Consider the following 22,197-nt stretch of genomic DNA (forward strand, 5'->3'; position numbering starts at 1 on the left):
GATTTCTTATTTCATCCGTATAAAATTTGTTTATCAAGGTCGTATGGAACTCGCATGATTAGGTTTTATACATGTTCTTGTGGGCCGGCCAATCAGGAGGAACCTAAGATCGAATGCCCGCTTTACTAGAGTTTTCTATTTTAAGATCGAATCAACTAGAAAATTTCTAAGAGACGGAACATTATCTCCCGAAAAACCCAATAGCCTATTACCTTCCCAATACAGATAAACAGTCCCGTTAAAAGGATCCTCAATGACATACTCACCTTCAACCAGCCCGGGAATATCCATTTGAGCAAATTTAAAATAATTGCGAAGAATCTCCTTTATCCGGTCATTATTCTCTCTCTCCATTATAAACATCGTCACCTCGCCCTCATCATTCTCATAACCTGCCCTGAAAGCACTTCCCATAAACTCCAGTCCCATAAAAGTGTTGGGAATAAACTGCCGGGTGTTAAGAACCCGGTTTTCCTGTGGAAAAAGTTCTATCACAGGGGGAAGACCTGTACTCTCAGATAAATCGGGAACAAGTTTTTTGGCAGTATTGAGCAGCACGCCGCTACCAGCTCCCGGCTCACGATATGAATTCATTTTCACATAATAACGATCCACAACAAAGTTCAGGATTGCGTCTTCATAATACCCCTGAGCACCGATTTTCCGCACATCCGCTTCTGGTGGACGTTCCATGCTATAAATGCCAAAGGCATGATTAGAATCTCCATGATCATACACCTCAAGCGTTAATTCAGCATCTCCTTTTTCATAGTGAACAACCCAGACTTTCTGGAAGTTATAGCTAAAGTAGAACTCAGAGGCTCCATTGATATGGTTAAATAAATTGCTCTGATCGAAAACCTTAACCTCTCCATCTTGTTGCCACCCATCTATCCGGGGAGGTGTAAAAGAAAAAGCATTCACAGAAGCAGACAGCATCAATGCAAAAGAAAACAACAAGAGTTTCATCCGTATAGTAATTAAAAAATTAACAATAACTCAACAGGCCAAATATTCTTTTATACAAGAAACTCCCCGGGAACATTTCCGATTCTGGCGATATTTGTAATCTTAGCTTTTACATCAAAACCCGCTTTACAATGTACTGTGCACTCTTCGCACCCCACACAGGGATCGTCAGAAAGGTTCAAGGCAAGCACCGTTTCACGGGCTTTTGCGGGATACGAATAAGCATAATTATACATATATGAACGCATCAGGTCAGAGACCGGCAGATTGCGCGGGCACTGGCCAACACACGAACTACATCCGGAACAAAACATCCCCTGTTCATTTCGGGCCAGTTGCAAATCGCTTTCTTCAGACGGGGAAAGCCTCACATCCGAAGCGACAGACCAGTTTTCCATCAGCATATCGAACGAAACAATCCCCGGAATACAAGTATGCACGTAAGGTGTGGAGAGTGCAAATTTCAACGCAGCCTTACAGTTTACCGGTTTGGTTTTATCTTCATCCAACCATCCTCCGGCCATATTCTTCATTCCTACTATGCCAATGCCGGCTTCATGGGCTCTTTTAAGAGCTCCATTCAATTCATCATCCTCTGCATACCGAAAATTATAGGTGGTTAAAACAACCTCATAAAAACCTTTATCAACTGCTGCATTGATCAGGTGAGCCATATTACGGTGTGTGGAGAATCCAACATGCTTCACTTTACCCGACTTCTTCGCCAGCGTCATAGCTTCAATAAATGCGGGTGAGTGAAGATATTCCTCATCATCAACTGCATGCAAATAAAGGATATCCACATACTCCATCCGGAGTCTTTCCAAACTGAGGTCAAGCATTTTCAGGAATTCTTCACCCGAAGCATTTCTTTCCGGCTTTACTTTTGTTGCAATAACAAACGAATCACGTGGCTTATCCTTAAAGAAATTGCCACACATCTCTTCATTTCGCCCGCCCTGATAACCATGGGCCGTGTCAAAATGTTTAAACCCAAGACCATAGGCTGCCTTAAGAATATTCGGATTATCTGCCCTCATTACACCAAAACTTACCACAGGAAGACGGATTCCGGTATTACCAAGGTTACGGTAAATAACCGCATCCTGCTTTTCAGGATTCACAGAAGAAACTTCGGCCGTTTTACCGGAAGAAGAAATAAATCCGGCTGTAGCGGCCGCACCCAGTTTCAGGAAATTACGCCGGTTAAAAGAAGATTTGCTCATACAATCAGCATTTAAGAGAGATAAAAAAGCAAAACACAATGCTTAAATATAAGCAAGAAAAGGTCTAAAAACAAAAAAGGTCGATCTCAGCTGAGATCGACCTTTTTATTATTTTGATCAGAAATCTTAAATTCTAAAAATGCAATAGAGTCGGAGGGTTTCACCTTAATGCCAAAACCTAAATCAAGTTTCCATCTCAGCACCTGAGAGGGAAAGCCTTTCTTCAGATAGGCATAAATATAAGGATGCACCCACAAGGTCAAATTCTTCAATTTATGCTCTTGCACTACAAACCGGAGTTGATTGTCTAACGAATCAACAAACAGAACAGATGGAGTGATCTCCCCTGTTCCTTTACATACAGGACATTTTTCAGCTGTTTGAATATGCATTTCGGGTCTGACCCGTTGTCGCGTGATTTGCATCAGACCAAATTTACTCAACGGCAGGATGTTGTGTTTTGTCCTGTCGGAGTCCATGGCCTCTTTCATTTTCTCAAATACGCGCTGACGGTGTTCAGCCGTTTGCATATCAATAAAATCAACAACAATAATCCCTCCCATGTCACGAAGTCTTAGCTGCCGTGCGATTTCTTCGGCAGCCGATACATTGACTTCCACAGCATTGGTTTCCTGATCGGATGAAGATCGCGACCTGTTACCACTGTTCACATCAATAACATGCAGGGCTTCTGTATGCTCGATAATAAGATAAGCTCCACTTTTGAACGATACTGTTCGTCCAAAGAGGGCTTTCACCTGCTTTTCGATTCCAAACTGGTCAAACAAAGGTGCATCACCTCTGTAAAGTTTTACAATTTTTTCTCTTCCGGGAGCAATCAACTCAACGTATTCTTTCACCTCCCTGAAGATTTCGGTATCGTTAATATATACCGACTGAAATGAGGGATTAAGAAGATCTCTTAGAATGGCGGAGGTACGTCCGACTTCACCCAGAACAAGTCCGGGGATTTTTACGTCACGTACCCTGGCAACAGAATCTTCCCATCTTTTAACGAGGGTGCGAAGCTCCTTGTCAAGTTCGGCTACTTTTTTCCCTTCAGCCACGGTTCGGATAATGACCCCGTAGTTTTTAGGTTTTATACTGAGCAACAAACGTTTCAGACGGCTTCGTTCTTCTGGAGAATCAATTTTCTGACTCACCGACACTCGGTCAGAGAAAGGAATGAGAATAAGATTTCGACCAGCAATGGAAATTTCTGAGGTCAACCTGGGGCCCTTGGTAGAAATAGGTTCTTTAGCCACCTGGACAAGAACTTCCTGTCCACCGGTTAACACATCTGAAATAGTCCCGTTCTTATTAATATCGTTTTCCGGTTTGAACTTGTGCAATGAAACACTCCCTTTTTTGGTTTTGGCGAGTTTGAGATATTTATTAAGGCTCTGAAACTGAGGTCCCAGATCCAAATAATGCAAAAAAGCATCTTTCTCATATCCGACATCCACAAAAGCGGCATTTAACCCGGGCATAATTTTCTTAACTTTTCCCAGATAAATATCGCCAACGGCAAATTTGACATTGCTCTGCTCCTGCCTGAGTTCAACCAGGCGTTTATCTTCAAGCAAAGCAATAACAAGTTCGCTGGGAGTTACATCTACAAATAGTTCTGCACTCACAATACGAATTAAGTTAAATAAAAATTATTTCAAAGAGCGATTTTATACTTATAACAAAAGAACAAACACCACAAAAAGGGGAGTTTGTTCTTTTAAGTCTTATGAGGTCAAAAGATTACTTTCTCTTCTTATGACGGTTTTTCCGCAATCTTTTCTTCCTTTTGTGCGTTGACATCTTATGCCTTTTTCTTTTTTTTCCGCTTGGCATAGCTTTTCAATTTAACAGTTAAACATCTTTACTGAACATTGTTTTTCACTTTCGTAACGAAGCTCTTAGATGGCTTGAACGAAGGAATAAAATGCTCGGGAATAATAATGGTAGTGTTTCTGGAAATATTACGGGCAGTTTTTTCTGCACGTTTCTTTACTACGAAGCTACCAAAACCTCTTAGGTACACATTTTTACCCTTTACCAGGTTACCTTTCACTGTTTCCATGAAGGCCTCAACAGTCTTCTGAACCGTAACCTTCTCAATTCCTGTATTCTTCGAAATTTCGTTAACAATATCAGCCTTTGTCATCTCTTTATAAAATTATTTAATTATCAACTAATTAGACGTCTTTTTCGAAATTCAGAATGCAAAGATAAAGGAATTCCATAAGAAAAAAAACAAAACCCCTATTTTTGCATAAAATTTTAATAATGACCAATTTCCCCGAACAAATCAGAGAATGGTATTTCAAGCATGGTCGCCAACTGCCCTGGCGTGACACCAAAGATCCCTATAAAATATGGATCTCAGAAGTCATTCTGCAGCAAACGCGGGTGGATCAGGGGCTGGCTTATTACCAAAGGTTTATTGAAGCTTTTCCGGATGTAACTGCATTGGCGCAAGCATCTGAAACCCGCTTAATGCGACTCTGGCAGGGCCTTGGGTATTACTCCAGGGCCCGAAACCTGCATCAGGCAGCTCAAACCATTGTCAACGAATGCAATGGTAAGATGCCACAAACATACAAAAAAATCAAGAATTTAAAAGGAATAGGTCCCTATACAGCATCCGCAATTGCCTCTTTTGCTTATAACCTGCCCCATGCAGTAGTTGACGGAAATGTTTACAGAGTACTGTCACGCTACTTTGCCACAGATTTACCCATTGATTCTACAGCAGGCCGGAAACATTTCTCAAAAGTTGCCGATGAGTTACTGGATAAAAAAGACCCTGCCGGTCACAACCAGGCCATCATGGAGCTGGGTGCTTTGATATGCAAACCGGCAAAACCGCTTTGTGAGCAATGCCCGGTAAACGAAACATGCGATGCATTTGCGACAGGAACACAAAATCGTTTTCCCGTAAAATCAAAGCGAATAACCAGAAAAAAAAGATATCTGCACTACCTTATAATAATAAAGAATCAACACATCATTATAAATAAGAGAACAGGGCAGGATATCTGGAAAGGACTTTATCAGTTCCCGCTGATTGAAACTCCCGGGCCGGCATCTTCGAACGATCTTGAAAAAGAACTAAAAAACAAAAACACCGGGTTTTCAGGCATCAAGAAATCATTGGAAAAGAGACACCTGCTCACTCATCAGGAATTACATACCAGTTTCTATAAGGTGGAAATAACTTCTGAGGAGCTTTTAAGCAGATGGACAGATGAAACCTCTTTTCAATCCATTCCTATAAACCAAATCAAAGAAATTCCGTTCCCACAACTTATCGCTGAAAACCTCAGCAAACTTCTCCCTTAAAATAAACAGCACGACAGCACCCGTCACAACCAACACAGACAACAGATACAGGAGATTCTGACCAATGGAAACAAATCAAAAATCCTGAAAAAATAATGAAATGCAGCCAAAAGTTTAGTACTTTAGCTTTTTAAAATCCAAAACCTGAAAACAATGATAAATAAGGTAATTTTAGTAGGCAACGTAGGGAAAGACCCTGATGTAAGATATTTTGACAACAATAAAGGAGTAGCCAATTTTACCCTGGCAACCACCGAAAGGGGGTTTACCACACGTGATGGTCGGCAAATCCCGGAACGGACAGACTGGCATAATGTTACCGTACGTCGTGGTCTTGTTAAAGTTGCAGAATCATACATCAAAAAAGGCACACAACTGTATGTGGAAGGCAAGCTTCGCACCCGGTCGTACGAACAGGACGGAGTCACCAAATACGTAACAGAAGTGATTGCCGACACGGTAAAACTACTGGGCCGCAAATCGGATAACCCCGCCGTTGATGACAATTCATACAGTGGCAATTCAGGAGCACAACCGACTCCGGATTCAGGTCAGAGCATGGCCCCACAAAATCAGTCATCCGGAAATGAAGGTTTCAGTGCCGGAGACGACAGCAATGAACAGGAAGACGATCTTCCATTTTAATTAACACCGAAAAACAATTACATCCATGGAAACGGAACCTCTTCTGTCGGGATTTTTTCTAATGGCTTTTGATGTATCGCTACAACCGTTCACTACCAGTTTGGGAGTGGCCATTGTAGCGACCATCTTTTTACTGACAGGATCGGCGCTTGTCTCAGGCTCCGAGGTGGCATTTTTCTCACTCAAACCCGATGACATCGATCATCTGAAAGTAAACAACACTTCCCGAAGCAAGCAAGTCATAAAGCATCTGGAAAACCCGGAATTACTTCTGGCCACAATCCTTATTGTCAATAACTTCATCAATGTTGGCATTGTAATATTGGCAGCATTTATCTCCTCAGGACTAATCTCTTTTGGTGACAGCACTACCCTGAAATTTGTATTTGATGTCATCATCATTACGGCCATTATTCTGTTTTTCGGAGAGATTTTACCCAAAGTTTTCGCCGGACAGTCGCCTGCCCGTTTTGCATTACGTGTAGCATTCCCACTGAAAACAGCCACCAATCTGCTGAAACCACTCAGCATGCTTTTGGTTAGATCGTCGGAATACGTAAGAAACAAGGCCGCACAACGGGCAAGAAATCTGTCGCTGGACGATTTATCTGACGCACTGGATCTGACAGGTGATGAAGTATTTGAAGAAAAAGAGATTCTCAAAAGCATTGTAACCTTTGGCAACATCAACGCCGGAGAAATCATGACCTCCAGGGTTGATGTAACCGACATAGACATCAAAAGTGATTTTAACAAAGTGTTGTCTGTCATCGTTGAATCGGGGTATTCACGAATCCCGGTTTTTGAAGAAACACCCGATAATGTAAAAGGCATTCTGTACGTGAAGGATTTACTCCCACACCTTGGGAAAGACAACACATTCAGGTGGCAAAATTTAATCCGTCCTGCCTTTTATGTCCCCGAAACCAAAAGAATCAATGATCTGTTGACTGAATTCCAGACCAATAAAATCCACATGGCCATCGTAGTAGATGAATATGGGGGAACCTCAGGAATCGTTACGCTGGAGGACATCCTTGAAGAGATAGTTGGCGAGATAAGTGATGAACTGGATGAGGAAGAAGACTTTTTCTCTGTTCAGCCCGACGGATCACTAGCCTTTGAGGGTAAAACCATGCTGAAGGACTTTGCAAAAATCACAGAAACGGACGAATCGGTTTTCGATGATTTTAAGGGAGAAGCAGAGACGCTTGCTGGACTATTGCTGGAAGTAAAAGGAGTTATTCCGGAAAAACATGAAATTATTGAAATTGGTCCTTACAAATTCACCATTCTGGCAGCGGACAAACGCAGGATAAAGAAAATAAAATTTACAAAAAGGCAGGTTTTATGACACAAAAATCTCTGATACAACGATTTACTTTTCTTTTATTTGCAATACTTTTCGTTTCGTGCAGCAACAACTATGCACCTAAACCAAGAGGGTATTTCAGAATAACCCTGCCGAAAAAAACGTATCAAAAAGCGGACACCACATTGCCCTATACTTTTGAATTTCCTGAATATGCCCGTTTAAAACCGGACAACAGCGGAACGCAAGAACCTTTTTGGATAAATCTGGATTTCCCCCGGTTTGATGCAAAAATCCACATAAGTTACAAACCGGTTGAAGACAACCTATACCAATTGCTCGAAGACAACCGGGAACTGGCGTTTAAACACACCATTAAAGCCGATGCCATTAAAGAACAACTCTTTGAATCTCCGGAAAAAGAGGTTTATGGAATATTGTATGAAATAGAAGGCAACACAGCCTCTCCGGCTCAATTCTTTGTCACCGACAGCACCAGACATTTCCTGCGAGGATCACTGTATTTCAACACAGTACCCAACAAGGACTCCATTGCTCCCGTTCTTGAATTTGTAAAGCAGGACATTATTCACTTAATGGAAACACTCACCTGGAACTCATTGTAGCATGCCGGTAATGTTTGAACAGAAAGAAAGGTCATCGCTTGTGACAGTGGTATGGCAAATCAGCGAGACAGAAGAAGAGCTCCTGAATCTATTGCCCGCTCTGAAGGAAGAAGAAAAGTCATTCTTTTCACGGCTGAGTTTTCCTGCACGCCGGCTCGAATGGCTGGCCTCCAGGGTCCTTATCCATCATTACACAGGCCAATACCCGGCAGCACGCTACAAAGACAACGGGCAGCCATTCCTGATCGATTGCAACGACAAAATAAGCATTTCACACACAAGAGGATATGCAGCCATCTCTGTTTCCAAAGAAAAGACCCCCGGAGTAGACATCGAATACCCATCACCAAGAATTGAAAAAGTCATGAATCGTTTTCTGCATCCTGAAGAGAAAACGTTTTTATCCTCAAACCGTGTGCTGAAAGAGCGTCAACTGGGGCTCATCTGGTGCCTGAAAGAAGCTGCATTTAAACAATGTGGCATCCCTGGACTCATTTTTAAAGATCAGATAATCGCTCAACCTTTTACTCCCAAAACCCACGGTGGCAATTTCTCAGCCAAAGTAATACACACCCAGCGTTCTCCCGAGCTCCTTCAACTAAAGTACACCATACACAAAGATTTTTATTTGGCATGGACTGTTTAATCTTCATGAATTACCCGTCACGAAAACGCATGAAGAATAAAGGTCAGAGCAACTGAAAAGTTCCGGCTTTTTTCAGGAACTATTGTATATTTGCTGAAACCGGAATAAAACATTAATCATTTATTGCTATTGACATTGAGTATTTATTCACATATTCTCCAAAACACAAGCCGGCACAGCAAAATGCTGGCATTGTTGATTGATCCCGACAAGTGCCGGAACAAAGACCTGGAAAAACAAACATATCTGATTAACCAATACCGGCCGGGACTGATTCTGGTAGGCGGAAGTCTGACAACTCAACCGGTTGAACCCGTCGTAGAGTATCTGAAACAAAACACAGATATTCCCGTCGTTTTATATCCGGGGCATCCATCACAAGTTTCCTACAAAGCAGATGCTTTGCTTTTCTTATCTATGATATCGGGACGCAATCCGGAGCTGTTGATTGGAGCACATGTTACCTCAGCACCGGCAATTCGCCAAAACAAGCTTGAAACCATACCTACAGGTTATATGCTCATTGACGGAGGAAGTCCCACTTCGGTGGAATACATCAGTCAGACCCGCCCCATTCCGGCAGAAAAACCCGACATCGCCGTGGCCACTGCCATTGCCGGTGAAATGCTTGGTTTAAAAATGATTTATATGGATGCCGGCAGCGGAGCCAAAAACGCCATCACAGCTGAAATGATCAGGAAAGTTAAAGAACAACTTGAAATCCCATTGATGATTGGAGGGGGCATAAATACTCCTGAAAAATTTAAAACAGCAATCTCTGCAGGTGCAGATATTGTTGTTATCGGGAGTGCCCTGGAAAAGACCCCCGAACTTCTGAGAGATTTTTCAGAGATCACAGCTCATTCGTAATGTTCGCCATAACGGAGCACCTCCACATCCTCAATAGTTATAAGACCTCCGGCATTGGCTTTGTCCAGCAGACGATTTATTATCAAAGCAAAATCTTTCAACCGGTCTCCCACATCCACAAGACTCACAATCACAGGCTTATCTTCCGAAAGAGCAAATATCTTACTGCTATGCAACAGGCTTTTTTCTCCATACGACATTACCCCTCTGGTTATCGTAACACCTGACATTTTGTATTTCTTTGCTGCATAAATTATTGCCTCAAAAAGAGGGCGCTGATACACCTTATCGGATTCCCCGACAATAATTACCAGCTTCTTAACCCTACCGGAAAGATTCATAATACATCATTTGATAAAACAGATAATCAATTTACTGATGTATTTTGACAATTTCAATTTAACTTTTACAAAGGGTTGTTTTTCGGTGATTTTAAGATGACCATTTGGAAAGTAATCTACCACAACGTTCATCGGTTTGCGAAATACAATAAACCGCACATCTCTGGCCGGAAAAATTAGAATCTAAAGTTGAGCCGGCTTCCATTCATCACCCAAAACTTATAATTTAATCTTCTCAATCACTAAAGTTCATTTATAAACATTTTAACAATAGAAAATCACCCTCATTACTTGTATCTTTTCAGGGATTTACTAATTTTACGTTGAACCCTTTTTTAACGAATATTATTAACCTTTTATTAAATTTATGCTACTATGAAAGTATATCAGGCCGATCAAATCAAAAACATATCGCTGCTTGGAAGCAGCGGCTCGGGGAAAACCACCCTTGCTGAAGCAATGCTTTTCGAGGGTGGTGTTGTAAACCGCAGAGGTAATATTGAGAACAAAAATACTATATCTGATTATCACCGGGTAGAACATGAATATGGCTACTCGGTTTTTTCGTCCGTACTCTTCACTGAGTGGCAGGAGAAAAAACTAAATTTCATCGATGCTCCGGGAGCTGATGACTTTATTAGTGGCGCCATTACTGCACTAAATGTTACCGACACAGCCCTCATGGTACTCAATACCGCACAAGGAGTTGAAGTAGGTACCGAAAACCTTTTCCGCTATACGGAGACCTATCACAAACCGGTAATTTTCGTGGCCAATCAGCTGGATCATGAAAAAGCGAACTTTGACAACACCATGGATATGGCCAAAGAGGCTTTTGGCCGGAAATTGGTTATCGTTCAGTACCCGATTAATGTTGGTCCCGGATTTGATGCTTTGGTGGACGTTCTGAAAATGAAAATGTATAAATGGGGTCCCGACGGAGGAGAGCCCGAGATACTGGAAATTCCTGATTCCGAAAAGGCCAAAGCCGATGAGTTACACAACGAATTGGTAGAAGCAGCCGCTGAGAATGATGAAGACCTGATGGAACTTTTCTTCGAAAAAGGATCCCTGGACGAAGAAGAGATGCGTCGCGGAATTCGGAAGGGGCTTGTCGGAAGAGACCTTTTTCCTGTTTTCTGTGTTTCTGCCATAAAAGACATGGGAGTGCGCAGATTAATGGAATTTCTGGGCAACATTATCCCACTGGTATCTCAAATGCCTCCAAAAAAGAACAATAAAGGCGAAGATGTTCTCTGTGATCCCAATGGACCTGCCTCCATTTTTGTTTTCAAGACAAGCATAGAGCCACACCTCGGCGAAGTGAGTTTCTTTAAAGTGATGTCGGGAAAAGTCTCAGAAGGCATGGATTTATACAATATGACCAGGGAAAGTAAGGAAAGATTGTCCCAACTATATTGTGTAGCAGGAAACACCCGCCATAAAGTGGAGGAACTTCAGGCAGGAGACATAGGTGCAACTGTAAAGCTTAAGGAAACAAAAACTAACCATACACTTAACACCAAAGGATGCAACTTCATATTTGAACCAATCAAATATCCGGACCCCAAGTATCGCACGGCAGTTCGGCCGGTAAATGAGAGTGATGATGAGCGACTGGGCGAAATCTTCCAGCGTATGCATGAGGAAGACCCCACCATTGTTGTGGAGTACTCCAAAGAGCTGAAACAAATACTGGTTCACGGTCAGGGAGAGTTTCACCTCAACACCATGAAATGGAGAATTGAAAACAACGATAAACTGCCCATCGAATTCCTCACTCCGAAAATTCCTTATCGGGAAACCATTACAAAACAGGCCCGGGCGGATTATCGTCACAAAAAACAATCAGGTGGTGCCGGTCAGTTCGGGGAAGTACACCTCATCATTGAGCCTTATTACGAAGAAATGCCTGCTCCAACTGTTTACAAATTCAACGGACAGGAGGTTAAGGTCAACGTTAGGAACACTGAAGAAATTGAGCTCAACTGGGGTGGGAAACTGGTTTTCTGCAACTGTATTGTGGGGGGTGCCATCGACAACCGATTTATGCCTGCCATCATGAAAGGACTGATGGAAAAAATGGAAGAAGGACCACTTACTGGTTCATATGCACGTGACATCAGGGTTTGTGTATATGACGGCAAGATGCACCCCGTAGACTCCAACGAAATTAGTTTCAAACTGGCCGGACGCCATGCCTTCAGTCAGGCTTTTAAGGAAGCCGGGCCAAAAATTCTGGAGCCCATCTATGATGTGGAAGTAAGAGTTCCTTCTGATCGCATGGGTGATGTTATGAGTGACCTTCAGGGACGAAGATCCATCATCGAAGGGATGAATAGTGAAAAAGGCTTTGAGGTTATTAAAGCCAAGGTCCCGCTCAAGGAGATGAATAAATACTCCACATCACTGAGTTCACTCACCGGAGGTCGTGCCTTCTACACAATGTCATACAGCAAGTATGAGAAAGTTCCGCCCGAGATCCAGGAACAATTGCTTGCAGATTACGAGAAAGCATCCAAAAATAAAGAAGAATAAGCTTTTTCATTTTTTCGGAAAGGGTGTCTCTTGCAGGGACACCCTTTTTTGTTTAACTTATCGAACATTAGACCTGGCGAAAAGGTTAGTTTAGTAGTGTCTGTCCATAAAGTACCACTTACTGCATTACGCTTGCCACCAAAATACTCATCCCTATTGTGCTTTTTGTTGGTTTTTTGTTCAAAAAACCTTACCAAAGCTACTTCGGGACTGCGCTTTTGGCGGCTTGCGCCCACCGCTAAAGCTATAGGCGGCGCACGGTCGCAAGCCCCCGATGATATCGGGGCAGGCATTGAAATTGGCACTTTCTGATCAGACACATGACTAAAAACAAACTTTAGACAGGCTCTAAAATAAAACCAATAAAACGGCACTTTATGAAAATAGCCTTTTTTAATACAAAATCTTATGACAAAGAGTATTTTAAGAACGTCAACAAAGGAACAGGCATTGAGTTGACCTTCTTTGATGGCACACTGAACTGCGAAACCACTGAACTCACGAAAGGACATCAGGGAGTTTGTGTTTTTGTAAACGACAAATTGGATACAGATGTCATCAAAAGCATTGCAGAAAACGGGATTCAGCTCATCGCACTCCGCTGTGCCGGATTCAACAATGTTGATCTGGAAGCCGCCCAAAAACACAACATTAAAGTAGTGAGAGTTCCGGCATATTCACCAAGCGCAGTAGCAGAACATGCTTTAGCCCTGATTCTCACACTAAACCGAAAAACCCACAAAGCATATAACCGTGTGCGGGAAAGTAATTTTTCGCTGGAACGGCTTACCGGATTTAACCTCAAAGGAAAGACAGTAGGAGTAATAGGAACCGGTAAGATAGGTGCCGAATTTTGTACAAACATGTTGGGATTGGGATGTAAAGTCATAGCACAAGACCCTTACCCTAATAATGAACTAAAAGACAAAGGAGTAAAATATTTGAAAATTCCACAACTGTTGAAACAATCCGATATAATATCCCTTCACTGTCCGCTCACCCCGGATTCAAAACACCTGATTAACAAGGAGACCATTAAGCAGATGAAACCGGGAGTTATGCTGATAAACACCAGTCGCGGGGCACTTATCAATACCAAAGATGCCATCAAAGGACTTAAAAAAGGACAAATCGGCTATCTTGGAATAGATGTTTACGAACAGGAGGAAGGTTTGTTTTTTCATGATCTTTCTGAAAACATCATCCAGGATGAAGATATCATGCGGTTGATGAGTTTCCCCAATGTATTGATCACCTCGCATCAAGCGTTCTTTACCAGAGAAGCACTGGAGCAAATAGCAACTACCACAGTGCAAAATATTCAAGACTTCAAAGAGGGGAAACCACTTGAAAACGAAATAGTTTCCAAACATTAAAACTCAACATTATGGATACTTTATCAGAAGCAATCAACAAACTAAACAAGGACGGTTTTACCGAAGACTTTCGGGCCACCGAAGAGTGCATAGAAGCCCTGAGGAGCAAGAAGAAATTCAACCCCGAACAACTCAAAATTGTACAGTCGTATCGCTTTGAAGGGCCTACCGACCCTGCCGACGAGATGGTTTGCTTTGCCATAGAAGCCAATGATGGCACTAAAGGAACCTTGGTTATGTCATTCAATTCCGAACATTCACAAGCCATAGAAACCATCAGGAAAATACCCGTAAGAAAATAAAATCGATTATCTTTGAGTTACACCTGAAAGCAAAAGCATAATAAGGTAAGCAAAACCCTTACAGGCAAACTATGGAAAACCGTTCAAAAAAGATCAGACTTGGAATATTTATATTGGCGGGCTCCGCAATGTTCATCTTTCTTATTGCCTTCTTTACAGCCCGCGAATTCTTTGAAAAAACCGACACCTATTATGTTTCCTTTCAGGATGTATCGGTAAGCGGTATGGAAGTGGGCAGTACCGTGAAGTATTTGGGGATAAACGTAGGGACCATTTCGAACATAAGCATTAACCCTCAGGATGTTACAAGCATTGTGGTGGAATTATCATTAAAGCCGGGAACCCCCATCAAGGAAGATTCCAAGGCAGAAATAGTTTCACTTGGAATAACAGGCATGAAGGCTATTGAAATCAGAGGTGGCACCAATGAAGCGAACCTTCTCTCTCCCGGCTCTTACATTCAACCCGGGGGGTCTCTCACATCTGAAATTACAGGAAAAGCAGAAGTCATTGCCACCAAAGTTGAGAATGTGCTCAACAACTTGCTGGTTATCACGCATCCCGATACACTTTCAAAACTCCCCCGTCTGCTCAGCAATTTCAATGAACTTACTATTGATGCAGACCGGACTATTTTGCGCCTTGACTCTTTGATTGACAACAACCAGACGGACGTTCGATCCGCCATCCGAAATGCCAATAAAATCAGTGAGAACCTTCTGGGATCAAGCATCGCACTGGATCAAACACTCCAAAAAATCAACAAACTCATTGGGAGTGACTCTATTGCAGACATTCTCGGAAACACCCGGGACATTACCCAAAAGCTTAACGAATCAGACATTACCCGACTGATTGAGGAATTGGCAGGAGTAGTTGCCCGTACACAGGACTTACTCATCAAGGTAGATGACGATATAAATCAGGGAACCCGTGATTTTGTAGAAAGTCAGGAGTTACTTAAATCCACCTTACGCAACCTGGATGAGGCATCAAGAAAAATCAACAACAACCCCTCCTTGCTTATCCGAAAAAACAAACAAAAAAATCTGCCCGACGAACAATTAAAAAATTGATATGAGACTAACCATTCTACTTAGTTTACTAACTGCATTTTTAGCGGCCGGTTGCGGATCTCAGAAAGAAGCCATAAAGAGATATTATGTCATTGAATCATTAAATGATACCACTATAGTATCTTTAGATTCACTGCACCAATCGGATGCATGGTGTGAAGTGGATGAAGTAGAGGTTTATCCCGCATTCGATACCCGACGCATAGTACTGCGGGATAATTCTCATCAGGTACGCTATTTCGGAAATCATGAATGGGCAGTTCCACCTGCTGATTTTCTTACTCCCATCATTATCGATTATCTGGCTGAATCCGGAACCTTTGCCAGAGCTGCTGCCCGTTTCTGGGAAAGAACACCTGACTATAGGCTTCAAACCACCATCTTTAATCTTGAGGTAGTCTCCTCAAAGCGAAAAACATTTGAAGCACATCTGAATCTGAAGTTTGATCTAATTGACATAGATACCGATGCCATTTTACTAACTCACAGTGCAGACAGGAGATCCGCTTTGCAAGAGCGGGACCTCAACCTGCTGGCTTCGGAAATCAGTCTTATTTTCCATGAAGAGCTGGCTGCATTCGCAGCTAAAACTCAAGAAACCTTATCAAAGCACTAGCCGGGCGTGAAGCAAAAAGACATTCATACATCGCAATATTTCTATCTTAAAGGAAGTACCATTTGTGTTTCCGGACCTTTGAACATCCACAACAGTGCCGGATTCCTTCATGATACAGAAGCTTTTTTTCGCTCAAATCCCGGCTCCGGTTTCACGATCAGTTTATCAAACCTCACCCAACTTGATAGTGCCGGAGCAATAGCGCTGCATTCTCTTCAAGAAACCGCTCAGCATTACGACATCACGCTGAATATGCAGGATGCCTCCGAAGAAATTACAAACAAACTGGAACTCTTCCGACCGGTAAAAAACAAAACTGTTGCAACCGGCAAACAAGAGCCTTTCTTTTATAATCTTGGTGATAAAGCAATCCACATATTAAATGAATATGTTGTCACATTCTTTTACCTGGTTTCAGATATTTTGTTCTGGTCGGTGAGGGATGTCTTCAATAAAAAACAACGACGAAAAGGAGAATTTCTCAATCAGGCAGTATCCATTGGAGTCAATGCACTACCAATTGTAGCTTCAATGGCTTTCATAATAGGGTTGGTACTGGCACTTCAATCCTCCTCACAACTGAGAAATTTTGGGGCCAACATTTACATTGTTGACCTTACTGTAATCGCCATGATGGCTGAAATGGGGCCTCTGATTACGGCTATTCTGGTGGCAGGCCGAAGTGGGTCAGCCATTGCCGCGGAAATTGCCACCATGAAAGTCACTTCGGAGCTTGATGCTTTGAAGACCATGGGACTCAACCCACTTCGATTTGTGGTAATTCCCAAAATATACGGAAGTCTGATTACTCTTCCGTTTCTGACAATTCTGGCGAGCATATCGGGCATTGCAGGAGGAGCCCTTGCTGCTTATTTATACCTTGACATCACCCCCGAAATATTTTTCAACAGAATGCCGGAAGCCCTCTATCAGAAAGACATCCTTACCGGGTTGATCAAAAGCATCGTATTTGCAGTGATTATTGTAATTACCGGAGCATTTTTTGGTTTTAAAGTAGAAGAAGGAGCCGAAGGAGTAGGACGTTCCACAACCAGTTCGGTAGTAGCCGCTATAACCCTGGTCATTATTGCCGACAGTATTCTTGGGCTGATGTTTTATTAGTTCACAGACAATAACATGAAACAAAACAACATAATAGAAGTCAACCATCTTAAAGTGTCTTTCGACGAGCGGGAAGTATTGAAAGACGTCTCCTTTAGCGTATCCCAGGGAGATGTCACCGTCATTCTCGGAGGCAGCGGCTCAGGCAAAAGTACCATACTCAAACACTTACTAGGTCTGTTTCCTGTGGAAGCCGGAGTTGTCAATCTGTTAGATCAGGACATTGCAACTCTAGAAGAGAAGAATGAACTTGATTTTTATTTGAAACTGGGCGTATTTTACCAGAACGGAGCATTGCTAAATTCTCTAACCGTTGGTGATAATGTCGCACTCCCTTTGGAACAGCACACCGACCTCCCCCCGCGACTGATTGAAGAGATGGTCAGAACCAAGCTTAATCTGGTCAACCTGGAAGATGCCTATTATCTGTATCCCTCCCAATTGAGCGGCGGAATGCTTAAACGGGCGGCCCTTGCAAGGGCCATCATTCTGGATCCTCCGCTGCTTTTCTGCGATGAACCGGGAGCCGGATTGGATCCTGTGTCACTGGCAGCACTGGATGAACTTATTCTGAAACTACGGGATCAACTGGGAATGACTGTAGTAATGGTTACTCACGAAGTCTCCAGTATTCTCCGAATTGCCGACAAGATACTTTTTGTGGAAGATGGAGTCATTGGTTTTGACGGGACACTAAGTAGCGCCAGGAAGTCTTCCCTCCCTTCGCTGAAGGACTTCTTCACTGTGGGAACAGGCGGGAAAAAAGGATGACATATTTCACTTCAATAAGCGGGGAAACAACAGGGTAAGAATTATCCCACGAGCCAGCATAAACAACAACATTCCCAACCACAAGGCATGATTCCCCATATACGGGAAAAGCACAAAAAATGGAAGAAAAAAGAAACACCCGGCAGCAATAACCATACTGTTGCGCATAGGCACTGAAGCAGTCGCCCCAATGTAAACACCATCCCAGATATAGGAAGGAAAACTTACAAGGGGAAGGAAAATGACCCACCAAAGAAAATCACTTCCTCTATCTACAACCTCTTGCTGATCGGTAAAAAAGTGAAGCAATTGGTCTCCTGCAATCGCATAAAGCACTGTAAACAAAGCCCCCATACCAAATCCCCAATAAAAAAGGAATCCAATGGTTTTTTTCAGGGTACTTTTATCGTTAGCTCCAAACCAGCGCCCAACCATGGCCTCGGCGGCAAATGCAAAGCCATCGAGGAAATAAGAAAAAAGTAATGCAAACTGAAGCAATGCGCTATTCGCAGCAAGTGTATCATCTCCTATGCCTGCAGAACGCGAAGTAAAAAAAGTGAAAACTGCTATCACACTGAGGGTCCGGATAAAAATATCTCCACTGACATTCATGAATTTGGAAAACCCCTGACGTAAAACCTCTAATCTGATAGTAAAAAATTGCCAGGCCCATTTGTATTTCCTAAAAAACAATATGATTGCCAGGATAAGACCAGCATACTGACCAATAACCGAACCAAGTGCAACTCCTTCAGCCTTAAGTCCCATCACCCGTACAAACAAAACACTGCTCAAAACATTCAATATGTTTACACTAACGGAGATTAACATCGGGTAAAAAGCATTCTGCATTCCAAGAAACCAACCATAAAAAACCATCAGTGAAATTGCCGCCGGTGCAGCCCAAATGCGAATAAAATAATACTCCCGCGCAATCGCTTTCACCTCCGCGGAACCTTCCAGTAACCAAAAACTAAAATCTCCCACCGGAACCTGAAACATCAATAAAAGCGCCGCTCCCGAAAATGCCACCATTAGCCCGCGCTGCAGAACCAGCGCCATTTCCTGCCGGTTTCCCCGGCCAAAGGACTGAGCGGCCACCCCGCTCATACTCATGCGTAAAAAAGCAAATCCCCAGTAAACAAAATTAAATATGACTCCGCCCAGAGCTACTGCACCCATAAATAGTGTGGAATTCAGATGCCCCATCAGATAGAGATCAACCATACCAAGTAACGGAACCGTAAGGTTGGTCAGGATATTTGGAATCGCAAGCCGCAGTATTTCTTTATTCATATTCAAGCGAGTTGAGGGATGCAAAGATAACAAACCCCCATGATTGAGAAACCGGCTCCGTTCATCAGAATAGTAGTACCCTCAAAAAATACTGTGTCATTATTTACACCCCCACTACAAGCAAGTCTCAGCACCTAAAGGTTCTTTTGTCGAAGCCGCATAACAAAACATTTAACAAATTTTAATTCGTTTTATTTGGAATAAATCCAAATAGGCATTAATTTTGGACAAGTTTATCTGAAATAAGAGAAAATAAATTGATTGTCTAATCATAAAAACTTAAACATTATGGCATTTGAACTTCCAAAACTCGATTATGCATACGATGCATTAGAACCTTACATTGATGCCAAAACCATGGAAATCCACCATACAAAACACCATGGCGGATACACCACCAAACTAAATGCAGCCGTTGAAGGCACAGAACTGGAAGGGAAAAGCATTGAGGAAATCCTATCCAATGTTTCCAAACACTCAACTGCAGTGCGGAACAATGGTGGTGGCTTTTTTAATCACAATCTTTTCTGGAAAGTAATGGGACCTAATGCCGGCGGAAAACCTGAAGGCGAATTGCTTGCTGCAATCGAGAAAAAATTCGGTTCTTTTGATAATTTCAAAGAAACTTTCAACAATGCAGCAGCCACTCGTTTCGGATCAGGATGGGCCTGGCTGGTAAAAAAAGAAGACGGTTCACTGGAAGTAGGAAGCACTCCCAACCAGGACAATCCGTTGATGGACGTTTCCGACCTGAAAGGAACTCCGATTCTTGGACTGGACGTATGGGAACACGCCTACTATCTGAAATACCAGAATAAACGTCCCGAATATATTGATGCATTCTGGAGTGTGGTGAACTGGGATGAAGTAAACAAACGCTTCAAAGGATAAGAATACCAATAACCATTTGTCGATCAATATTTTATACCTGAAAAAGAGGCTGTCGTTTGAGACAGCCTCTTTTTTATGCGAGCTATTTAACTTACCTTATACAGGCTGAAAGCATGAGAGCGATAGCGATAGCCCAGGGCAGCGCCCTGGGTTTAGAGGCACCCCTCACGCCCCCTCTCATGGAGTTGTCCAAAAAGTAAAAAGCACCAAAAAGTGTCATGTTGAGCGTAGTCGAAACATCTGGTTTTCAACCGAACAGATTCTTCGACAAGCTACCAATGACAAACCAGGTGCGGCGGATTCTGTGGCAAGCAAAGCAGCAAAGCTGAACGCCAATCCGCCGTTTTGTCTCCTGTGGCGGATCGGCTTCGGCTTTGCCGCTTTCCCAAGAAAGAATCCACCACACCTAATTCGGTAATTACCTCTTTAAGGGATTTTAATTTTGAGCATTCCCCTGTCAAATATATTATTCCCCAAGCTTTTTTTGGGGTAGGTTCTCAGAATGTCATCAAAATTGAATTTTTTGGAAAGCTTCATGAGACAAAAGCACACCCACACAAAAACTCCCTCTGCCGGCAAAGCTAACAGAGGGAGTCATCAAAAAGAGTCACTCAAAAATAATTTAAGACAAATCAATCACCCGCTTATTTAATTTCAATCATACGAGCAGGCTTCGGTTTTACCTCTTCACGCTTCTGCAATTTAATTTTCAGAAGACCATCTTTGTAAGAGGCATCGATTTTTCCTTCATCCACCTCATTTTTGGGGATAGCAAATGAGCGATTGAATGATGAATAGCAAAACTCACGTCGGGTATATCCATGTTCTTCATCCTTCTGCTCATCTTTCTCTTCCATTTCAGCAGAGATGCTTAACACACCGTTGTTGACCTCTACCTTGAAATCATCTTTCTTCATACCCGGAGCGGCAACTTCAATCACATATTCATCTTCATTCTCCATTACATTTACTGCAGGAGTGGAAGTTTTGTATCCCTGACGAGCTGGAGCTTCAAAAAAGTCGCCACCAAAGAAATCATCAAATATGTTGGCGATTTCTGGTACCTGGTTGTTAAATCTTCTTACAAGTGTCATAATTATATCCTCCAATTTTTTAGTTTAACATTTAAATTTTTGTACTCTGATAAACCTTACATCAAAGGAAATGCCAACACCATAAAGCTGTCTAAATGACAGATTTAAGACACCTTGTGCGCCAAATTGTCACCAGAACGCTCAAGAATCAGCCAATTTGTCATATTGCTTACTCAAAAATCATTTTAAACCCGAAAACATCACTCTCTAAACTCCAAGAAGAAGCCACCCCATTTGCCGGATAAACCGAACATTCCTACGATCAAAGAAATTTCCATCTTGCAGGGATGAGATCAACTTAAAGAAACGGACAGGCAACAAAACAAAGAACACGACCATAATAAAAAGTAAAATCCCCTGAACAGTCTCCATTGAATTAACCTCAGATTTCTGAATAAATTTATCGGGCAAAGCTATTTCTATTCGCGAAAAACGGGAATCAATAGTTTCACCTCTATAGGCTTGAACCTCTTCCGGAAAGAGAAAAACACTCTCTTTGGGGGTAACACTTAAATAACAGACATCAAACAGAGAATCCTTTACCAACCCTTCCTTATTTTCATAGCCTTCGACGCCATATCCCCGCAGAAAACTCATTTTATGGTCTTCCCAATCATCATATATGGGAAAAATCAACATCCAGACATAAAGCACGCCGGCAACTACAGAAAGAAATGTGATTTTTCTCTTTAAACAAAGCCCTTTAAGCATGCCCTTTTCTTTCTTCAAAAACAAATATATTTTATTGAAAAACAATATATTTTTATTTAAAATCAATAACCAGGAAGGACTTTTCAATAACTTTTGGATTATTTATCTTCTTAAAGCTCCGATTAACTGCCGGCCCGCCATCGGGCCTCCTGCTTCATCACTCCTGGTTAGCACGGAGTGGAGCGATTATATGGAAGAAGTAAGACCAACAAGAATTTAAAATACGGATAACATAGAGGTAACATGGAAGAGCAGGCAAAACAAGATCTTTGAGCCGGAGACATTTTTTTTAATTTCCTCCCAACAATTCCTGTGTGTAAAGGGTCGTTTCAAACGAGAAACGACCCTTTAATTAGTGTATGCTCCTAAAGTACCATTTGCGTCGTTACGCTTGCCGCCAAAATACTCATTTACCCAAGTAAACTCCGCTTTT

At 42.3% G+C, this 22,197-nt stretch carries 22 protein-coding genes; 14 read left to right on the top strand and 8 right to left on the bottom strand.

The window, feature by feature from the left end:
* Positions 1 to 135: 135 nt before the first annotated feature.
* From W7W_RS0107735 to W7W_RS0107750, 4 genes are all read right to left on the bottom strand, one after another.
* Positions 136 to 969, bottom strand: a complete 834-nt coding sequence (locus W7W_RS0107735) for a DUF6599 family protein (protein WP_010663227.1) — start codon at positions 967 to 969, stop codon at positions 136 to 138.
* 50 nt (positions 970 to 1,019) lie between these two features.
* On the bottom strand, positions 1,020 to 2,195 hold the full coding sequence (locus tag W7W_RS0107740; protein WP_010663228.1) for an aldo/keto reductase: 1,176 nt from the start codon (positions 2,193 to 2,195) through the stop codon (positions 1,020 to 1,022).
* A gap of 86 nt (positions 2,196 to 2,281) precedes the next feature.
* The gene (locus W7W_RS0107745; protein WP_010663229.1) at positions 2,282 to 3,832 is read right to left on the bottom strand and encodes an Rne/Rng family ribonuclease; all 1,551 of its coding nucleotides are present in this window, start codon (positions 3,830 to 3,832) and stop codon (positions 2,282 to 2,284) included.
* Between the two features lie 236 nt (positions 3,833 to 4,068).
* A complete protein-coding gene (locus W7W_RS0107750) occupies positions 4,069 to 4,353 on the bottom strand; it encodes an HU family DNA-binding protein (protein WP_010663230.1) in 285 nt (94 codons plus the stop codon).
* 104 nt (positions 4,354 to 4,457) lie between these two features.
* On the opposite strand from W7W_RS0107750, the gene mutY reads away from it, so the two are divergent.
* The 6 genes from mutY (at position 4,458) to W7W_RS0107780 (ending at position 9,630) form a co-directional block, all read left to right on the top strand.
* Entirely contained in the window at positions 4,458 to 5,531 is a 1,074-nt protein-coding gene (gene mutY, locus W7W_RS0107755) for an A/G-specific adenine glycosylase (RefSeq protein ID WP_234408681.1), read from the top strand.
* Positions 5,532 to 5,684: 153 nt separating this feature from the next.
* A complete protein-coding gene (locus tag W7W_RS0107760) occupies positions 5,685 to 6,176 on the top strand; it encodes a single-stranded DNA-binding protein (RefSeq protein WP_010663232.1) in 492 nt (163 codons plus the stop codon).
* 25 nt (positions 6,177 to 6,201) lie between these two features.
* The gene (gene gldE / locus W7W_RS0107765; protein ID WP_010663233.1) at positions 6,202 to 7,530 is read left to right on the top strand and encodes a gliding motility-associated protein GldE; all 1,329 of its coding nucleotides are present in this window, start codon (positions 6,202 to 6,204) and stop codon (positions 7,528 to 7,530) included.
* On the top strand, positions 7,527 to 8,114 hold the full coding sequence (gldD, locus tag W7W_RS0107770) for a gliding motility lipoprotein GldD (protein ID WP_010663234.1): 588 nt from the start codon (positions 7,527 to 7,529) through the stop codon (positions 8,112 to 8,114). The genes gldE and gldD overlap by 4 nt, the downstream gene beginning before the upstream one ends.
* 10 nt (positions 8,115 to 8,124) lie before the next feature.
* Positions 8,125 to 8,760 (top strand): 4'-phosphopantetheinyl transferase family protein, encoded by a 636-nt coding sequence (locus W7W_RS0107775; RefSeq protein WP_238532129.1) that lies wholly within the window; start codon positions 8,125 to 8,127, stop codon positions 8,758 to 8,760.
* A gap of 123 nt (positions 8,761 to 8,883) precedes the next feature.
* Positions 8,884 to 9,630: a geranylgeranylglyceryl/heptaprenylglyceryl phosphate synthase gene (locus W7W_RS0107780; protein ID WP_234408680.1), complete on the top strand. Its 747-nt coding sequence runs from the start codon at positions 8,884 to 8,886 to the stop codon at positions 9,628 to 9,630.
* Here W7W_RS0107780 and W7W_RS0107785 read toward each other — a convergent pair.
* On the bottom strand, positions 9,621 to 9,971 hold the full coding sequence (locus tag W7W_RS0107785; protein ID WP_010663237.1) for a DUF190 domain-containing protein: 351 nt from the start codon (positions 9,969 to 9,971) through the stop codon (positions 9,621 to 9,623). The genes W7W_RS0107780 and W7W_RS0107785 overlap by 10 nt on opposite strands.
* 375 nt (positions 9,972 to 10,346) lie before the next feature.
* On the opposite strand from W7W_RS0107785, the gene W7W_RS0107795 reads away from it, so the two are divergent.
* The 7 genes from W7W_RS0107795 to W7W_RS0107825 all read left to right on the top strand — a co-directional run bounded on the left by W7W_RS0107795 (position 10,347) and on the right by W7W_RS0107825 (position 17,772).
* The gene (locus W7W_RS0107795; RefSeq protein ID WP_010663238.1) at positions 10,347 to 12,509 is read left to right on the top strand and encodes an elongation factor G; all 2,163 of its coding nucleotides are present in this window, start codon (positions 10,347 to 10,349) and stop codon (positions 12,507 to 12,509) included.
* Between the two features lie 377 nt (positions 12,510 to 12,886).
* The gene (locus W7W_RS0107800; protein WP_010663239.1) at positions 12,887 to 13,885 is read left to right on the top strand and encodes a 2-hydroxyacid dehydrogenase; all 999 of its coding nucleotides are present in this window, start codon (positions 12,887 to 12,889) and stop codon (positions 13,883 to 13,885) included.
* An 11-nt stretch (positions 13,886 to 13,896) separates the two neighbouring features.
* A complete protein-coding gene (locus tag W7W_RS0107805) occupies positions 13,897 to 14,187 on the top strand; it encodes a phosphoribosylpyrophosphate synthetase (protein ID WP_010663240.1) in 291 nt (96 codons plus the stop codon).
* Positions 14,188 to 14,258: 71 nt separating this feature from the next.
* Complete coding sequence (locus W7W_RS0107810) at positions 14,259 to 15,263, top strand: MlaD family protein (RefSeq protein WP_010663241.1); 1,005 nt, start codon at positions 14,259 to 14,261, stop codon at positions 15,261 to 15,263.
* A gap of 1 nt (position 15,264) precedes the next feature.
* On the top strand, positions 15,265 to 15,879 hold the full coding sequence (locus W7W_RS0107815; RefSeq protein WP_010663242.1) for an ABC-type transport auxiliary lipoprotein family protein: 615 nt from the start codon (positions 15,265 to 15,267) through the stop codon (positions 15,877 to 15,879).
* Between the two features lie 6 nt (positions 15,880 to 15,885).
* Positions 15,886 to 17,001: an MlaE family ABC transporter permease gene (locus tag W7W_RS0107820; protein WP_010663243.1), complete on the top strand. Its 1,116-nt coding sequence runs from the start codon at positions 15,886 to 15,888 to the stop codon at positions 16,999 to 17,001.
* Between the two features lie 15 nt (positions 17,002 to 17,016).
* A complete protein-coding gene (locus W7W_RS0107825; protein ID WP_010663244.1) occupies positions 17,017 to 17,772 on the top strand; it encodes an ABC transporter ATP-binding protein in 756 nt (251 codons plus the stop codon).
* A gap of 6 nt (positions 17,773 to 17,778) precedes the next feature.
* Here the strand turns inward: W7W_RS0107825 and W7W_RS0107830 are convergent, their stop codons facing one another.
* Entirely contained in the window at positions 17,779 to 19,068 is a 1,290-nt protein-coding gene (locus tag W7W_RS0107830; protein ID WP_010663245.1) for an MATE family efflux transporter, read from the bottom strand.
* Positions 19,069 to 19,356: 288 nt separating this feature from the next.
* On the opposite strand from W7W_RS0107830, the gene W7W_RS0107835 reads away from it, so the two are divergent.
* Positions 19,357 to 19,959 carry a superoxide dismutase gene (locus tag W7W_RS0107835; RefSeq protein ID WP_010663246.1) on the top strand — a complete coding sequence of 201 codons (603 nt, stop codon included), beginning with the start codon at positions 19,357 to 19,359 and terminating at the stop codon, positions 19,957 to 19,959.
* 644 nt (positions 19,960 to 20,603) lie between these two features.
* On the opposite strand, the gene W7W_RS0107845 is transcribed toward W7W_RS0107835, so the two are convergent.
* Both W7W_RS0107845 and W7W_RS0107850 read right to left on the bottom strand, forming a co-directional pair.
* A complete protein-coding gene (locus W7W_RS0107845) occupies positions 20,604 to 21,053 on the bottom strand; it encodes an Hsp20/alpha crystallin family protein (protein WP_010663248.1) in 450 nt (149 codons plus the stop codon).
* Between the two features lie 207 nt (positions 21,054 to 21,260).
* A complete protein-coding gene (locus tag W7W_RS0107850) occupies positions 21,261 to 21,782 on the bottom strand; it encodes a hypothetical protein (protein ID WP_157202455.1) in 522 nt (173 codons plus the stop codon).
* Positions 21,783 to 22,197 lie beyond the last annotated feature (415 nt).

Source organism: Marinilabilia salmonicolor JCM 21150 (genome assembly GCF_000259075.1).
Taxonomy (GTDB): Bacteria; Bacteroidota; Bacteroidia; order Bacteroidales; family Marinilabiliaceae; genus Marinilabilia; species Marinilabilia salmonicolor.

Excerpts from the sequence above, each read along its gene's own strand:
- W7W_RS0107810 (WP_010663241.1), top strand. The coding sequence starts at position 14,259 with ATGGAAAACCGTTCAAAAAAGATCAGACTTGGAATATTTATATTGGCG.
- W7W_RS0107740 (WP_010663228.1), bottom strand. The coding sequence starts at position 2,195 with ATGAGCAAATCTTCTTTTAACCGGCGTAATTTCCTGAAACTGGGTGCG.
- W7W_RS0107805 (WP_010663240.1), top strand. The coding sequence starts at position 13,897 with ATGGATACTTTATCAGAAGCAATCAACAAACTAAACAAGGACGGTTTT.
- W7W_RS0107750 (WP_010663230.1), bottom strand. The coding sequence starts at position 4,353 with ATGACAAAGGCTGATATTGTTAACGAAATTTCGAAGAATACAGGAATT.
- W7W_RS0107795 (WP_010663238.1), top strand. The coding sequence starts at position 10,347 with ATGAAAGTATATCAGGCCGATCAAATCAAAAACATATCGCTGCTTGGA.
- W7W_RS0107785 (WP_010663237.1), bottom strand. The coding sequence starts at position 9,971 with ATGAATCTTTCCGGTAGGGTTAAGAAGCTGGTAATTATTGTCGGGGAA.
- W7W_RS0107815 (WP_010663242.1), top strand. The coding sequence starts at position 15,265 with ATGAGACTAACCATTCTACTTAGTTTACTAACTGCATTTTTAGCGGCC.
- W7W_RS0107735 (WP_010663227.1), bottom strand. The coding sequence starts at position 969 with ATGAAACTCTTGTTGTTTTCTTTTGCATTGATGCTGTCTGCTTCTGTG.
- W7W_RS0107825 (WP_010663244.1), top strand. The coding sequence starts at position 17,017 with ATGAAACAAAACAACATAATAGAAGTCAACCATCTTAAAGTGTCTTTC.
- gldD (WP_010663234.1), top strand. The coding sequence starts at position 7,527 with ATGACACAAAAATCTCTGATACAACGATTTACTTTTCTTTTATTTGCA.
- W7W_RS0107830 (WP_010663245.1), bottom strand. The coding sequence starts at position 19,068 with ATGAATAAAGAAATACTGCGGCTTGCGATTCCAAATATCCTGACCAAC.
- W7W_RS0107845 (WP_010663248.1), bottom strand. The coding sequence starts at position 21,053 with ATGACACTTGTAAGAAGATTTAACAACCAGGTACCAGAAATCGCCAAC.
- W7W_RS0107835 (WP_010663246.1), top strand. The coding sequence starts at position 19,357 with ATGGCATTTGAACTTCCAAAACTCGATTATGCATACGATGCATTAGAA.
- W7W_RS0107775 (WP_238532129.1), top strand. The coding sequence starts at position 8,125 with ATGTTTGAACAGAAAGAAAGGTCATCGCTTGTGACAGTGGTATGGCAA.
- gldE (WP_010663233.1), top strand. The coding sequence starts at position 6,202 with ATGGAAACGGAACCTCTTCTGTCGGGATTTTTTCTAATGGCTTTTGAT.
- W7W_RS0107760 (WP_010663232.1), top strand. The coding sequence starts at position 5,685 with ATGATAAATAAGGTAATTTTAGTAGGCAACGTAGGGAAAGACCCTGAT.
- W7W_RS0107800 (WP_010663239.1), top strand. The coding sequence starts at position 12,887 with ATGAAAATAGCCTTTTTTAATACAAAATCTTATGACAAAGAGTATTTT.